The sequence below is a fragment of the Candidatus Streptomyces philanthi genome (assembly GCF_059553635.1).
In genome coordinates, this window is the sequence record NZ_JCANQV010000163.1 from 1 (window position 1) to 13592 (window position 13592).

The following is a 13592-nucleotide window of genomic DNA, read 5'->3' on the forward strand; positions in this document are numbered from 1 at the left end:
GCCAGCAGGAGCAGGGCCCGCCGTACCCGGCCGCGGGGGATGCCGCGGCCGGCGGCCCGCGGGACGGTGCGCAGCACCTTCCCCTCCCCTCCCCCGCGTCCGCGCGGTCCGTGTGTCGTCGTGTGTGGTGCTGGTGTGCGGGGCGGGCGCGCGGCCCGGCCCGGTGGCGCTACGGCTCGATCAGGCCGACCCGGATCGCGTAGCGGGTCAGTTCCAGGCGGTCGCGCATGCCGAGCTTGTGGAGCATGTTCGCGCGGTGGCGTTCGACGGTCTTGGCGCTGATGACCAGGGTCTCGGCGATCTCCTTGGAGGAGTGGCCCTCCGCGATCAGCTTGAGGATCTCCTCCTCGCGGGTGGTGAGCACCCGGTCGGGGACGTCGTGGCCGTCGCGTGCCCGGTCGAGGTAGTTGCGGATCAGGGCGGTGACCGCGCCCGGGTAGAGGAACGGTTCGCCGCGTACGGCGGCCCGGCACGCCTCCAGCAGGTCGCGGTCGGCGACCGACTTGAGGACGTAGCCGGAGGCGCCGGCCTTCAGCGCCTCGAAGAAGTACTGCTCGTTGTCGTACATCGTCAGGATGAGGATGCGGACGTCCGGCTGGAGGGCGGACAGCTCGCGGGCGGCCTGGAGGCCGGTCATCCGCGGCATCGCGACGTCGAGGATCGCGAGGTCGGGCCGGACGGTGCGGGCCAGGGCGAGGGCCTCGGCGCCGTCCCCGGCCTCGGCGACGACCTCCAGGTCCGGTTCGCCGTCGAGGATGAGCCGGACGCCGCGCCGTACCAGGGCGTGGTCGTCGGCGAGGAGGATGCGGGTGGGGGCGGTGGCGCGTGAGGTGTCCGGTCCGGGGCGGGGGTGGGTCATGCGGTCTCCGGGTGCAGGGGCACGGTCAGCCGGACGCGGGCGCCGCCGGACGGGCCGGGGCCGATGTCGAGCACGGCGTCGAGAAGCAGGGCGCGTTCGCGCATCCCGCGGATGCCGGCGCCCTCGCGGGCGTGGCCCATGCCGCGGCCGTCGTCGGCGACGTCCAGGGCCACGGAGGTGGCGGTGCGGCACAGTGCCACGTCCACGGTGCGGGCGTCCGCGTGCCGGGCGGCGTTGGTCAGCGCCTCCTGGGCGACGCGGTAGAGCACGAGTTCGGTCTGCGGGTCCAGGGCGGGCAGGTCGTGGGCGAAGCGGCGGTGCACGGTCAGGCCGGTGTGGGTGGCGTAGTCGGTGGTGAGCGCGGTGAGGGCGCTGACCAGGCCGAGGTCGTCGAGGACGCCGGGGCGCAGCCGCCGGGCGACCCGGCGGACGTCGTCCAGGCTGGCGCGGGTGGTCTCCTGGGCGTGCTGGAGGTCGGCGCGCAGGTCCTCGGGGGCGCGGTCGGCGACCCGTTTCAGTTCGAGGAGGACGGCGGTCATGCTCTGCCCCACCTCGTCGTGGAGCTCCTGGGCGATCCGGCGGCGCTCGGACTCCTGGGCGGACAGGACGCGGGTGGCGCTGCTGGCGCGTTCGGCCTCCAGGCGGTCGAGCATCTCGTTGAAGGTGCGCAGCAGGTCGGCGACGCCGTCGTGGCCGTCGACGGGGAGCCGCTGGCCGGGGCGCAGCAGGTCGACGGTGGTCATGCGCTGGGTGAGGCGCTGGAGGGGGGCGAGGCCGATGCGCAGCAGTGCCGCGTTGGCGACGAGCATGACGGCGAGGCCGGCGACGAGGACGACGGCCTCGGTGAGGACGACGGGGACGGAGACCGTCACCGGCGCCCACAGGAGGAGCGCGGTGATCGCCCCCAGCACCACCGCGTTCAGTCCGAAGATCCGCCAGAACAAGGACACCGTGCGCACTACCTCCTTGGGCCACTCTCGCATCCGGGGCGCCGGGGCGGGCGCGCGGGGCCGGGTGCGGCGCCGCCCGTGGTGTGCCGCCCGGTGGTCCGAGTGTGCCCGCGCCGGGCGGCCCCGGCGGCCCCGGGCGGGGTGATTACAGGGCCGGCGCCCCCGGAAATGGGTGCCGGCCCCCATGGCGGAAGGGGGTGGCGGCGGCCAGGGTGGAGGTCAGGGAGCGCGCCGCCCGTCGTCCTTCTTGTCCGGACGGCGGACGGCGCGCGCCGAGCGTCTGAAAGGAACCCGTCCACGATGTCGCCAGAAGTGGCCCCCGCCGATTCCCGTCCCGAGCGGCTGGCCGAGCACGACGCCCGCCAGCGGCTGGAGCACGAGCGCGCCTCGCGGCTGTCGCAGCTGACCGCGATCGAGGAGAGCGCGCCGCCCGGTACGGACGCGCTGCTGACGTCGCAGACCACGGCGATCGAGCGGGTGCTCAAGGAGATCGACGCGGCGCTGCTGCGGCTGGATTCGGGCACGTACGGGACCTGTCCCCGGTGCTCCACCCCGATCCCGGTGGAGCGGCTGGAGATCCTGCCGTACGCGCGGCACTGCGTGGGCTGCCAGGAGCGGGCCGTCTGAGTGTGTGCCGGGCGCCCCGCCGCCGGGGCGCCCGTACCCCTTGTTCACCGTCTTTGGGAGGACGTGACGCCGTGTCTCGTGACGTCGCCGTCGGCACCGGCCGCCGGGCCGGTCTGACCCCGGCCGAGCTGGACGCGCTGCGCGAGAATCTCGTCGAGCAGCGCCGCTTCCGCCGCGATCAGCTGCGGGAGATGGGCCGGTGCGGGCCGGCCGGCGGGCAGGAGGAGGTGCGGCTCCAGCTCTCGGCGTCGGCCCGGATGGTGCTGGCGGACGTGGAGGCCGCGCTGGAGCGGCTGGATCGGGGGGCGTACGGCCGGTGCCACCGGTGCGGGCTGCCGATCCCGTTCGCGAGGTTGGAGATCGTGCCGCAGGCGCGGTTCTGTGTGCGCTGCCATCTGGCGATGGAGGCGGCGCGCCGCGGCTGATGTGCGGTGGGGCGGGCGGTCCCGGCGGGTGCGTGGTGGGCGCCCCCGCCGGGTCCGTCCGCCTCAGCGTGCTTTCTGGGCCAGGTGCAGCAGGTGGTCGGCGAGGGCCTGGCCGCCGGCCGGGTCGCGGCTGATCAGCATGAGGGTGTCGTCGCCGGCGATGGTGCCGAGGATGTCGTGCAGTTCCGCCTGGTCGATGGCGGAGGCGAGGAACTGGGCGGCGCCCGGCGGGGTGCGCAGGACGACGAGGTTGGCGGACGCCTCGGCGGAGATGAGGAGCTCGCCGGAGAGGCGGCGCATCCGTTCCTCCTTGGCGGATTCGCCGAGGGGGGCGCGGGGCTTGCGGTCGCCGCCCTCGCTGGGCACCGCGTAGATCAGTTCGCCGCCGGTGTTGCGGATCTTCACCGCGCCCAGTTCGTCCAGGTCGCGGGAGAGGGTCGCCTGGGTGACGGAGAGGCCGTCGTCGGCGAGGAGTTTCGCGAGCTGGCTCTGGGAGCGGACCGGTTGCCGGTTGAGGATGTCCACGATGCGGCGGTGGCGTGCCGTGCGGGTCTGCGGTACGGCCTGGCCGCCGGGCGGCGTCCCGTGGTCGTGCGCCTCGGTCATCGTTGTCGTCAGTCTCCGGTTCGTTGTTCCCCGTGGGCCCTGGTGAGGGCGGTGTCGAGGACGCCGGGGAGCTTGTGGAGGAACGTGTCCGCCTCGTCACCGGTGACGACGAGGGGCGGGGCGAGCCGGATGACGTCCGGCGCGACCGCGTTCACCAGAAGGCCCGCGTCCTGAGCCGCCTGCTGCACGTGTGCCGCGTGGGGCTCCTGCAAGACGATACCCAGGAGGAGGCCCGCGCCGCGGACACGGGAGACGAGCGGGTGTCCCAGTGCCTCGATTCCGTCCTTCAGCCGTGCGCCGGTCGCGGTGGCGTGGTCGAGAAGCTTGCCGTCCTCGATGGTGTCGAGGACGGCAAGGGCCGAGGCGCAGACGACGGGGTTGCCGCTGAAGGTGGAGCCGTGGGAGCCGGGGGTGAGCAGGTCGGCGGCGGGGCCGAAGGCGAGGGTGGCGCCGATGGGCAGGCCGCCGCCGAGGCCCTTGGCGAGGGTGACGACATCTGCCTGGACGTCCTCGGCCTGGGCGGCGAGCCAGTGGCCGGTGCGGCCGATGCCGGTCTGGATCTCGTCGAGGACGAGGAGGGTGCCGGTGGCGGCGGTGATCTCGCGGGCGGCGGCGAGATAGCCGGGGGGCGGGACGATCACGCCGTTCTCGCCCTGGACGGGTTCGAGGAAGACGGCGGCGGTGTCGGTGGTGACGGCCGCGCGCAGCGCGTCGGTGTCGCCGAAGGGGACGTGGTCGACGGGGCCGGGCAGCGGGCGGAAGGGGGCCTGTTTGGCGGGCTGGCCGGTGAGGGCGAGGGCGCCCATGGTGCGGCCGTGGAAGCCGCCGGTGGCGGCGACGGTGCGGGGGCGGCCGGTGAGCCGTCCGATCTTGAAGGCGGCCTCGTTGGCCTCGGCGCCGGAGTTGGAGAAGTAGACGCGGCCGGGGCGGCCGTCGAGGGCGAGGAGCCGTTCGGCGAGGGTGACGGTGGGTTCGGCGACGAAGAAGTTGGAGACGTGGCCGAGGGTGGCGATCTGGTCGGTGACGGCGCGGACCACGGCGGGGTGGGCGTTGCCGAGGGCGTTGACGGCGATGCCGCCGAGGAAGTCGAGGTAGGAGTTGCCGTCGGCGTCCCAGACGGTGGTGCCCTCGCCGCGGACCAGGGTCAGCCGGGGGGTGCCGAAGTTGTGCATCATGGCGCCCTGCCAGCGCCGTGCGAAGGCCGCGTTGTCCATCGGGTCGTTCATGCCGTCCCCTCGTTCGTGTGCGCGTCCGGCACGACCATCGTGCCGATTCCCTCGTCGGTGAAGATCTCCAGCAGGATCGAGTGCTGGACCCGGCCGTCGATGACCCGGGCGGTGCGGACGCCGTTGCGGACGGCGTGCAGGCAGCCCCGCATCTTGGGGACCATGCCGCTGGCGAGTTCGGGCAGCAGCGCCTCCAGTTCGGTGGCGGTGAGCCGGGAGATGACCTCGTCGCTGTGCGGCCAGTCCTCGTAGAGGCCCTCGACGTCGGTGAGGACCATCAGGGTCTCGGCGCCGAGGGCGGCGGCGAGCGCGGCGGCCGCGGTGTCGGCGTTGACGTTGAAGACGCCGGAGTCGTCGCCGTCGTCGCCGCTGCGGGCGACGGAGGAGATGACGGGGATGCGGCCGTCGTCGAGGAGGGCCCGGACGGCGCCGGTGTCGACGGCGGTGATCTCGCCGACCCGGCCGATGTCGACGGGGTCGCCGTCGACGGTGGCATAGTGCTTGGTGGCGGTCATCAGCCGGGCGTCCTCGCCGGTCATGCCGACGGCGAGGGAGCCGTGCCGGTTGAGGAGCCCGACGAGTTCGCGCTGGACCTGTCCGGCGAGGACCATGCGGACGACGTCCATGGCCTCGGGGGTGGTGACCCGCAGTCCGGCCTGGAACTCCGAGGCGATGCCGAGGCGGTCGAGCTGGGCGCTGATCTGGGGGCCGCCGCCGTGCACCACGACGGGGCGCAGTCCGGCGTGGCGGAGGAAGACGACGTCCTGGGCGAAGGCGTGCTTGAGCGCGTCGTCGACCATGGCGTTGCCGCCGAACTTGATGACGACGGTCTTCCCGTGGTGGCGGGTCAGCCAGGGCAGCGCCTCGATGAGGGTGCGGGCCTTGGGGAGCGCGGTGTGCCTGCGGGCGGGTGTGGTGGTCATGAGGAGTACGCGCTGTTCTCGTGGACGTAGTCGGCGGTGAGGTCGTTGGACCGGATGACCGCGGACTCGGTGCCGGCGGAGAGGTCGGCGGTGATGCGCACCTCGCGGTAGCGCATGTCGACCAGGGAGCGGTCCTCTCCGAAGGAGCCGTTCTTGCACACCCAGACGCCGTTGATGGCGACGTTGAGGCGGTCGGGTTCGAAGGCGGCGGAGGTGGTGCCGATCGCGGAGAGCACCCGGCCCCAGTTGGGGTCCTCGCCGTGGACGGCGCACTTGAGGAGGTTGTTGCGGGCGATGGTGCGGCCGACCTCGACGGCGTCGTCCTCGGTGGCGGCGTTGATCACCTCGATGCGGATGTCCTTGCTGGCGCCCTCGGCGTCACCGATGAGCTGGCGGGCGAGGTCGTCGCAGACGGTCCGTACGGCGTCGGCGAAGTCACCGAGGGCGGGGACGGTGCCGGACGCGCCGGAGGCGAGGAGCAGCACGGTGTCGTTGGTGGACATGCAGCCGTCGGAGTCGACGCGGTCGAAGGTGGTGCGGGTGGCGTCGCGCAGCACGGCGTCGAGGTCGGCGGCGGGCAGGTCGGCGTCGGTGGTGAGGACGACGAGCATGGTGGCGAGGCCGGGGGCGAGCATGCCGGCACCCTTGGCCATGCCGCCTACGGTCCAGCCGTCCTTGGTGACGACGGCGGTCTTGTGGACGGTGTCGGTGGTCTTGATGGCGATGGCGGCCCTCTCTCCGCCGTGCGGGTCGAGCCGGGCGACGGCCGTGTCGATGCCGGGCAGCAGCTTGTCCATCGGCAGGAGTTCGCCGATCAGGCCGGTGGAGCAGACGGCGACGGAGCCGGGGCTGTGCGGGTCCTCGGTGCCGGGGGCGGCGGCGTTGAGGGCCTCGGCGGCCTTCTCCGCGGTGGCGTGGGTGTCCTGGAACCCGCGGGGGCCGGTGCAGGCGTTGGCGCCGCCGGAGTTGAGGACGACGGCGGAGACCGTGCCGCTCTTGAGGACCTGCGCGGACCACAGGACGGGGGCGGCCTTGACGCGGTTGGAGGTGAAGACCCCGGCGGCGGCCCGTCGCGGTCCGTTGTTGACCACGAGGGCGAGGTCGGGTGCGCCGTTCGACTTGAGGCCGGCGGCGACACCGGTGGCCGTGAATCCTTGTGCTGCCGTGACGCTCACGGTGTGTCCTTCCTGATGTCGCCGGCGGTGCCCGTGGCGGGCGCGCCGGTCTCCCCGTTGTGTGCGGTGCCGGTCACGGCGCGGTCCCCACCGTCGTCAGGCCCGCTCCCTCGGGCAGGCCGAGGGCGATGTTCATGCTCTGCACGGCGCCGCCGGCGGTGCCCTTGGTGAGGTTGTCGATCGCGCAGACGGCGACGATCCGGCCGGCGGCGGCGTCCAGGACGACCTGGAGCTGCGCGGTGTTGGAGCCGTGGACGGCCCCGGTGGCGGGCCACTGCCCCTCGGGCAGCAGCCGGACGAACGGCTCGCCGTCGAACGCCTTGGTGTACGCGTCCCGTACCGCGGCGGCGTCCGTGCCGGGCCGGGCCTTGGCGGTGCAGGTGGCGAGGATGCCGCGGGGCATGGGCGCGAGGGTGGGGGTGAAGGACACCGTGACGCGTTCCCCGGCGGCGGCGCTGAGGTTCTGGACCATCTCCGGGGTGTGCCGGTGCACTCCCCCGACGCCGTAGGGGCTCATGGAGCCCATGACCTCGGAACCCAGCAGATGCGGTTTGGCGGCCTTGCCCGCCCCGGAGGTGCCGGACGCGGCGACGACGACGGCCTCGGGTTCGGCGAGGCGTGCCGCGTACGCGGGGAAGAGGGCGAGCGAGACGGCGGTCGGGTAGCACCCCGGGACCGCGACGCGCCGGGACCCCTCCAGCGCGGCGCGGCCCCCGGGCAGTTCGGGAAGCCCGTACGGCCAGGTGCCGGCGTGAGCGGAGCCGTAGTACGCCTCCCAGTCGGCGGCGTCCTTGAGCCGGAAGTCGGCGCCGCAGTCGACGACCAGCACGTCGGGGCCGAGCTCCTCGGCGACGGCCGCGGACTGCCCGTGCGGCAGGGCGAGGAAGACCACGTCGTGGCCGGCGAGCGCGGCGGCCGACGTCGGTTCGAGGACGCGGTCCGCCAGCGGCGCCAGATGCGGTTGCAGCGCGCCGAGCCGCTGCCCGGCGCTGGAGTGCCCGGTGACGGCCCCGATCTCCACCTCCGGATGCCCCAGAAGCAGACGCAGCACCTCACCCCCCGCGTACCCGCTCGCCCCGGCCACTGCCGCCCGTACCGTCATGGTGCCTCCTCCGTGATGGCATGACTATACGAAGCTATGCAGTTTTATGCAATACCCCGGGGTGCCGGTGCCGCCTCGGGCCCCGCACCCGATGTCTTCGGGCACAGGATGCCGGGTCCGGCGGGGTGGGCGGTGCCTAGCGTGAGGGGGTCAAGAGGAAGGGGACCGGGGTGCTGGAGCGGCTGAACCAGGTCATGGAGTGCGTCGAGGGGCGTCTCGACCGGGACGTGGGCGTGGCGGAGTTGGCGCGTGCCGCGGCCACGTCCGAGTACCACCTGCGGCGGATGTTCTCCGCGCTCGCGGGGATGCCGTTGTCGGAGTACATACGGCGCCGGCGGCTCACCGTCGCGGGTGCCGAGGTGCTGGCGGGACGCGAGACGCTGCTGGAGATCGCGGTGCGCTACGGCTACGGCTCGGGCGAGGCGTTCGCACGGGCGTTCCGCGCCATGCACGGTGTCGGGCCGGGTGAGGCCCGGCGTACCGGGGCCGCGCTCAGCTCCCAGCCCCGGATGTCCTTCCGTCTCACCGTCGAAGGGAGCAGCAGTATGCGCTACCGCGTCGTGGACGGAGCGGCCTTCACCGTCGTCGGGTTCACCGCCCGGGTCCCCCTGGTCCACCTGGGGCCGAACCGGGCGATCGAGGACTTCGTCCGCGGGCTCGACCCGCTGGCCCTGGGGCGGCTGGAGAAGCTGTCGGACCAGGAGCCGTACGGCATCGTCGCGGTCTGCGACGGCCTGGACCCGAGCCGCGCCGAGGGCACCGAACTCGACTACCTCCAGGGCGTGATCACCTCCGCGCCCGCGCCGGAGGGCACGCACACCCTGGCCGTCCCGGCCGGTACCTGGGCGGTCTTCACCGCCTCCGGGCCGGCGCCGCAGGCCGTGCAGTTCCTGTGGCGGGACGTGTTCACGGAGTGGTTCCCGTCCAATCCCTACCGCTCCCGCCCCGGCCCGGAGATCCTGCGCACCCGTCCGACGCCGGACGGGGCCGGGGTGGACGCCGAGTTGTGGCTGCCGGTGGAGCGGGAGCGGGGCTGAGTCCGGCCGCGGGTCCGAGGTGCGCCGGCGTGTGCCGGGCGTCCCGCGGGCGGGCCCGGGGAGGTGTGGTCCCGGGCCCGTCTGCGGAGCGTCCGGTCTCAGGCCCGGGGGCGCCACTCCCCCGTGGTGGCGAACCGTTCGAGGACCGGTTCGTAGGGGGTGGGGTCGAGACCGCGGGCGGTGAGCCAGGGGGTGTCGAGGTGGGTGGTGCGGTAGGCGTCCGCGTGGTCGCCGATGATGGTGACGACGCTGCCGCGGATGCCGGAGCGCCGCATCCGGGCGGCGAGGTGGCACACGCCCCACATGCTGGCGCCGGTCGCCGGGCCGCAGGCGATGCCCGCGTGGTGGAGCCAGCGCATGGCCGCGACGGACGCCCCGTCCGGGACGGGGATGACCAGGTCGACGACCTTGGGCAGGAAGCCCGGTTCGGTGCGGGGCCGGCCGATGCCGGGGATGCGGGACGGCATCCCGGTGGTGTAGTCGTCGCAGCCGCTCGCCCAGGCGGGGAAGTACGCGGAGTTCTCCGGGTCGACCACGGCCAGGCGCGCGGCGAGCCCGCGGGAGCGCAGATGACGGCCGATGCCCGCCGAGGTCGCGCCCGTTCCGGCGCCGGTGACGATCCATTCGGGCATCGGGTGGCGGGTGGCGCGCAGCGCGTTGAAGATCTCGTCCGCGAGGGTCGGCTCACCGCCGTACCGGTGCTCGCCGTCGCCCCGGGCGAGCCGCCCGGCGTACGCGTAGGGGTCCAGGAACCAGCCGCCGCACTCCTCGGCCGCCTCACGCGCCTCGTCGTGCACCGCCGCGGGTGGTTGCTCGCCGGCCCGCCACCGGCCCCCGTACCGCTCGATCCGGGCCAGGGTCTCCGGCGGGGCGGTCTTCGGGACGACGGTGGTGAACGGCAGGTCGAGGAGGGAGGCGAAGTACGCGCCCGCGACGGCGGCGGACCCGGTGCCGGCCGCCACCACCGGTGTTCCGGCGCCCAGCGCGCCCGTCTCGACCGCCTCGCGGAACATCGCCCGTACCAGGCGGTGTTTGACGCTGCCGGTGGGGTGGGCGGACTCGTCCTTGAAGTAGAGGTCGATTCCGCGGAGCACGGCGAGCGGGAGCCGGCGGAGCGGCGTGGGCCCGGGGAAGCGGCCCCGGCTGTCGGCGGACAGCCGGCGGAACGCCGTCGCGGTCCACGAGGAGGGAGGACGTGGGGCTGCTGCCATGGCCGGGACCCTACCGGCGCGGAGCCCCCGTGGAAGGGGGCGCACGGGCGATGCGGGGGCGCATGGGCGGAAAAGGGGCGCATGGATGCAGCGGGGGCGCAGCAGCCGGGGGACCGTACGGTGCCGTGCCCGGCGGGCCCTGCGGCGGTCCGGATCGGCCGTCCGCCGCCGGATCGGCGCAGCAAGGGCGCGTGGTCGATCACGGCATCACGGGGTTCCGGATCGGCCACCCGTTCGGCCGACAGCACTCACCCGGTCGGACGCGAACGGCCTTTCCGGTGTTCAGCCCCGCCGGCGTCCGGCCCGGGTGCGGCGGTGACGGGTGGCCGGTGACGGGCGGGGTGCGCGGGCCGGGTGCGCCGCCCGCGCGGCCGGTCTACCGTCCTTCGTCCGCCGCCGTGAGGCGGAGCGCCATCCACTGTCCGGGGTGCTCCAGGCCGCGGAAGCCGGTCTTCTCGTAGACGCCGTGGGCGTCCTGGGTCGCGAGGAGGATCTGCCGTACGCCGGTGGGGGCGAGGTGGGTGGTGACGGCTTCGACGAGGGCGGTGCCCAGGCCGCGGCCGCGGTCCTCGCGGGCGATGTAGACATCGCAGAGCCAGGCGAAGGTGGCGTGATCGGTGACCACGCGTGCGTAGCCCGCCTGACGTCCGGAATCCTTCGCGTACAGACCGAAATTGAGCGAACCGTTAAGGGCGTTGTCGTGCTGTGCGCGGGAACGGCCGCGGGCCCAGTAGGTGTCGGTGGACAACCAGTGGTGGACCAGGGCCGCGTCGAGGCGGGCGGGGTCGGTGGAGATCTCGTAGCCGTCGGCGAGGTGGGCGTCCATACGGGGAGGCTCGCAGAACCGCGGGGCGCCGTCGACCCCGCACGGCACACCACCGGCCCGGTGTCACCCGGGGCACGGCGGGCACACGGGCCACCCCCGCACCCCGAGGGCCGCTCACCCCCCGCCCACCTCCGCACAGGCGTCCGCCAAACGCCGCACACCGTCCGCCAGTTCGGCCGTCCCGGCGGCGGAGGCGAAGCTCAGGCGCAGATGGGGCGCGGGCGGCTCGGCGGGGAAGTAGGGGCGGCCCGGGGTGACCGCGACGCCCGCACGCAGGGCGGCGCCGGCGAGCGCGGTCTCGTCGGTGCCGTCCGGGAGGCGGAGCCACAGGTGGAAGCCGCCGTACGGGACATGGAGGCCGGGGCGCTGCTCCGTCCGGTCGGGGGCGGGGACGGCGAGAGCCGGGAGGTACCGGTGCAGGGCGGCGGTCAGGGTGTCGCGGCGGACGGTCAACTCGCGGGCCATCATCCGCAGATGCCGGGTCCAGGAGGGGGAGCCGACGAGTTCGAGGGCGGCCTCCTGGAGCGGGCCGGACACGAAGAAGCTGTCGACGACCTGGACGGCGCGCAGCCGGTCGAGGACCGGGCCGCGCGCGGCCAGCGCGCCCACCCGGAGGCTGGGCGAGGCGGCCTTGGTGAGGGAGCAGACATGGACGACGGTGCCGTGCTCGTCCTCGGCGGCGAGGGTCGGCGGCAGGGCGGGGGCGTCCTCGTGGACGAGGCGGCGGGCGAAGTCGTCCTCGATCACGAACGCGCCGGCGGCCCGCGCCACCCGCAGCACATCCCGCCGCCGTTCCGGAGCGAGCACGGTACCCGTCGGGTTCTGGTGGAGCGGCTGGCAGACGAAGAGGCGGGCGCCGCTGGCGCGGAAGGCGTCGGCGAGGAGGTCGGTGCGCACCCCGCCGGTGTCCACCGGGACGGGGACGGGGCGCAGGCCGAAGGCGCGGGCGGCGGCCAGGATGCCGGGGTAGGTCGGGGACTCGACGAGGACCGGCGCGCCGGGCGGGGCGAGGGCCCGCAGCGCGGCGGTGAGGGCGCTCTGGCCGCCCGCCGTGACCAGGACGTCGCTGGCGGCGAGGGCGCCCCCGGGGCCGCCGATCTCCCGCGCGAACCAGGCCCGCAGTTCAGGAACGCCCTCGACCGGGGGCCGGCTCCAGGCACCGGGGCGCCGTCCGGCGCGGGCGAGGGCGGCGGCGAGGGCGCGCTCGGGCTGCAGGGCGGGGTGCAGATAGCCGCCGTTGAGTTCGACGGCGCCGGGGGCGGGGAGGGCGAGGGAGGCCAGCACGCCGGAGGCGTCGACGCTGCGCGGCACCTGGTCGGCGGCGGGTTCCGCGCTGAGCGCGATCTCCTGCCAGGAGGTGTCGGCGGGGCGCTGCGCCACGGTGCGCGGCTCGGCGCGGAAGGCGCCGGCGCCGGGGCGGGTGACGACGAGGCCCTCGGCGGCCAGGGCGGCCAGGGCGCGGGAGACGGTCACGGGGCTCACCCGGTGGCGGTCCACAAGGGTGCGACTGGACGGCAGCTTCTCACCGGGTGAGTAGCGGTACAGCTCCGATCGCAGCGAATTCACCAGTTCCGCGACACTGCTACGCTCTTGCATGAAAGCCAACGATAGCGCTACCACGACGAGCGGGATAGCGGTCGACGCGCCCCCGGCAGCGGCGCGGCAGGACGCACCGGACCGCGTCACCACGCACCCCGCCGCCCCCCGCTCCCCCGCCCTCGGCCTGGGCCTGCTGCTCGCCGCCCTGGGCGTCGCCGCCTTCTCCCTCACCTTCCCCGCGACCGTGTGGGCGCTGGAGGGCATGGGCCCGTGGACGACGGTGATGCTGCGCCTCCTGCTCGCCACCATCCTGGCCGGGGCCTGTCTCGCCGTCCGCCGGGTACGCCTCCCCGAGCGGCGCCATTGGGCCTCCCTCGCGGTCGTCGGCGGCGGGGTCGCCCTCGGCTTCCCCCTGCTGACCACGCTCGCCCTGGAGACCTCGACCAGCGCGCACGCCGCCGTGGTGGTGGGCCTGCTGCCGCTGACCACCGCCGCCTTCTCCGCCGTGCGGACCGGTGCGCGCCCCTCGCGCGCGTTCTGGGCCGCGTCGCTGGTCGGCGCGGTGGTGGTCGTCGTCTTCGCGGTGCTGCAGAACGGCGGGTCGCTGGGGACCGGTGACCTGTACCTGTTCGCGGCGCTGGTGGTGTGCGCGGCCGGCTACACCGAGGGCGGGCTGCTGGCCCGCAGCATGCCGGGGTGGCAGGTGATCGGCTGGGCGCTGGTCATGACGCTGCCGGTGACCGTGGCCGGCACGGCGGTGGCCGTGGCCGCCGATCCGCCGCGGCTGACGGCGCACGCGGTGGCGGGGCTGCTGTGGCTCGCGATCGGCTCGCAGTTCGCCGGCCTGGTCGTCTGGTACCGGGGGATGGCCGTGATCGGTGTCGCACGGGCCAGCCAGGTGCAGCTGGCGCAGCCGCTGCTGACACTCGTGTGGTCGGTGGTACTGCTCGGTGAGCGGCTGCCGCCGGCCGCGCCGATCGCGGCGGCGGCCGTGCTGGTCTGCATCGTCGTCACCCAGCGCACCCGGGACTGACCCGGCGTCCGCCCCGGGTGCGGGGGCGGCCCTCCGACGTAAACTTGCCGCAA

The 13592-nt window shown here is 74.6% G+C and carries 14 protein-coding genes; 4 read left to right on the forward strand and 10 right to left on the reverse strand.

All coding sequences use genetic code 11. The features are described from left to right. Positions 1-169: 169 nt before the first annotated feature. On the reverse strand, positions 170-859 hold the full coding sequence (locus tag AC51EU_RS19065; RefSeq protein WP_496268198.1) for a response regulator: 690 nt from the start codon (positions 857-859) through the stop codon (positions 170-172). Continuing rightward, positions 856-1809 (reverse strand): HAMP domain-containing sensor histidine kinase, encoded by a 954-nt coding sequence (locus AC51EU_RS19070; protein WP_496268211.1) that lies wholly within the window; start codon positions 1807-1809, stop codon positions 856-858. Before AC51EU_RS19070 ends, AC51EU_RS19065 begins: the two co-directional genes overlap by 4 nt. Positions 1810-2109: 300 nt before the next feature. Between AC51EU_RS19070 and AC51EU_RS19075 the strand changes: the two genes are divergently transcribed. Together AC51EU_RS19075 and AC51EU_RS19080 are read left to right on the forward strand one after the other, a co-directional pair. Further along, on the forward strand, positions 2110-2436 hold the full coding sequence (locus AC51EU_RS19075; RefSeq protein ID WP_496268199.1) for a TraR/DksA family transcriptional regulator: 327 nt from the start codon (positions 2110-2112) through the stop codon (positions 2434-2436). 71 nt (positions 2437-2507) lie between these two features. Next, entirely contained in the window at positions 2508-2861 is a 354-nt protein-coding gene (locus AC51EU_RS19080; RefSeq protein ID WP_496268200.1) for a TraR/DksA family transcriptional regulator, read from the forward strand. A gap of 63 nt (positions 2862-2924) precedes the next feature. Here the strand turns inward: AC51EU_RS19080 and AC51EU_RS19085 are convergent, their stop codons facing one another. From AC51EU_RS19085 to argC, 5 genes are all read right to left on the reverse strand, one after another. After that, the gene (locus AC51EU_RS19085) at positions 2925-3467 is read right to left on the reverse strand and encodes an arginine repressor (RefSeq protein WP_496268201.1); all 543 of its coding nucleotides are present in this window, start codon (positions 3465-3467) and stop codon (positions 2925-2927) included. A gap of 8 nt (positions 3468-3475) precedes the next feature. Continuing rightward, positions 3476-4693 (reverse strand): acetylornithine transaminase, encoded by a 1218-nt coding sequence (locus tag AC51EU_RS19090; protein WP_496268202.1) that lies wholly within the window; start codon positions 4691-4693, stop codon positions 3476-3478. After that, positions 4690-5616, reverse strand: coding sequence for an acetylglutamate kinase (argB, locus tag AC51EU_RS19095; RefSeq protein ID WP_496268203.1), 927 nt, complete (start codon positions 5614-5616; stop codon positions 4690-4692). The genes AC51EU_RS19090 and argB overlap by 4 nt, the downstream gene beginning before the upstream one ends. Beyond that, positions 5613-6791, reverse strand: a complete 1179-nt coding sequence (argJ, locus tag AC51EU_RS19100) for a bifunctional glutamate N-acetyltransferase/amino-acid acetyltransferase ArgJ (protein WP_496268204.1) — start codon at positions 6789-6791, stop codon at positions 5613-5615. The genes argB and argJ overlap by 4 nt, the downstream gene beginning before the upstream one ends. Before the next feature lie 73 nt (positions 6792-6864). Next, positions 6865-7893, reverse strand: a complete 1029-nt coding sequence (gene argC, locus AC51EU_RS19105) for an N-acetyl-gamma-glutamyl-phosphate reductase (protein ID WP_496268205.1) — start codon at positions 7891-7893, stop codon at positions 6865-6867. Positions 7894-8063: 170 nt separating this feature from the next. Between argC and AC51EU_RS19110 the strand changes: the two genes are divergently transcribed. After that, a complete protein-coding gene (locus AC51EU_RS19110) occupies positions 8064-8930 on the forward strand; it encodes an AraC family transcriptional regulator (RefSeq protein WP_496268206.1) in 867 nt (288 codons plus the stop codon). A gap of 98 nt (positions 8931-9028) precedes the next feature. On the opposite strand, the gene AC51EU_RS19115 is transcribed toward AC51EU_RS19110, so the two are convergent. The 3 genes from AC51EU_RS19115 to AC51EU_RS19125 form a co-directional block, all read right to left on the reverse strand. Beyond that, positions 9029-10141 carry a PLP-dependent cysteine synthase family protein gene (locus tag AC51EU_RS19115; RefSeq protein ID WP_496268207.1) on the reverse strand — a complete coding sequence of 371 codons (1113 nt, stop codon included), beginning with the start codon at positions 10139-10141 and terminating at the stop codon, positions 9029-9031. A 376-nt stretch (positions 10142-10517) separates the two neighbouring features. Then, positions 10518-10967 (reverse strand): GNAT family N-acetyltransferase, encoded by a 450-nt coding sequence (locus tag AC51EU_RS19120; protein ID WP_496268208.1) that lies wholly within the window; start codon positions 10965-10967, stop codon positions 10518-10520. A 114-nt stretch (positions 10968-11081) separates the two neighbouring features. Then, the gene (locus AC51EU_RS19125; RefSeq protein ID WP_496268209.1) at positions 11082-12563 is read right to left on the reverse strand and encodes an aminotransferase-like domain-containing protein; all 1482 of its coding nucleotides are present in this window, start codon (positions 12561-12563) and stop codon (positions 11082-11084) included. On the opposite strand from AC51EU_RS19125, the gene AC51EU_RS19130 reads away from it, so the two are divergent. Next, complete coding sequence (locus tag AC51EU_RS19130) at positions 12562-13539, forward strand: DMT family transporter (protein ID WP_496268210.1); 978 nt, start codon at positions 12562-12564, stop codon at positions 13537-13539. The genes AC51EU_RS19125 and AC51EU_RS19130 overlap by 2 nt on opposite strands. Positions 13540-13592 lie beyond the last annotated feature (53 nt).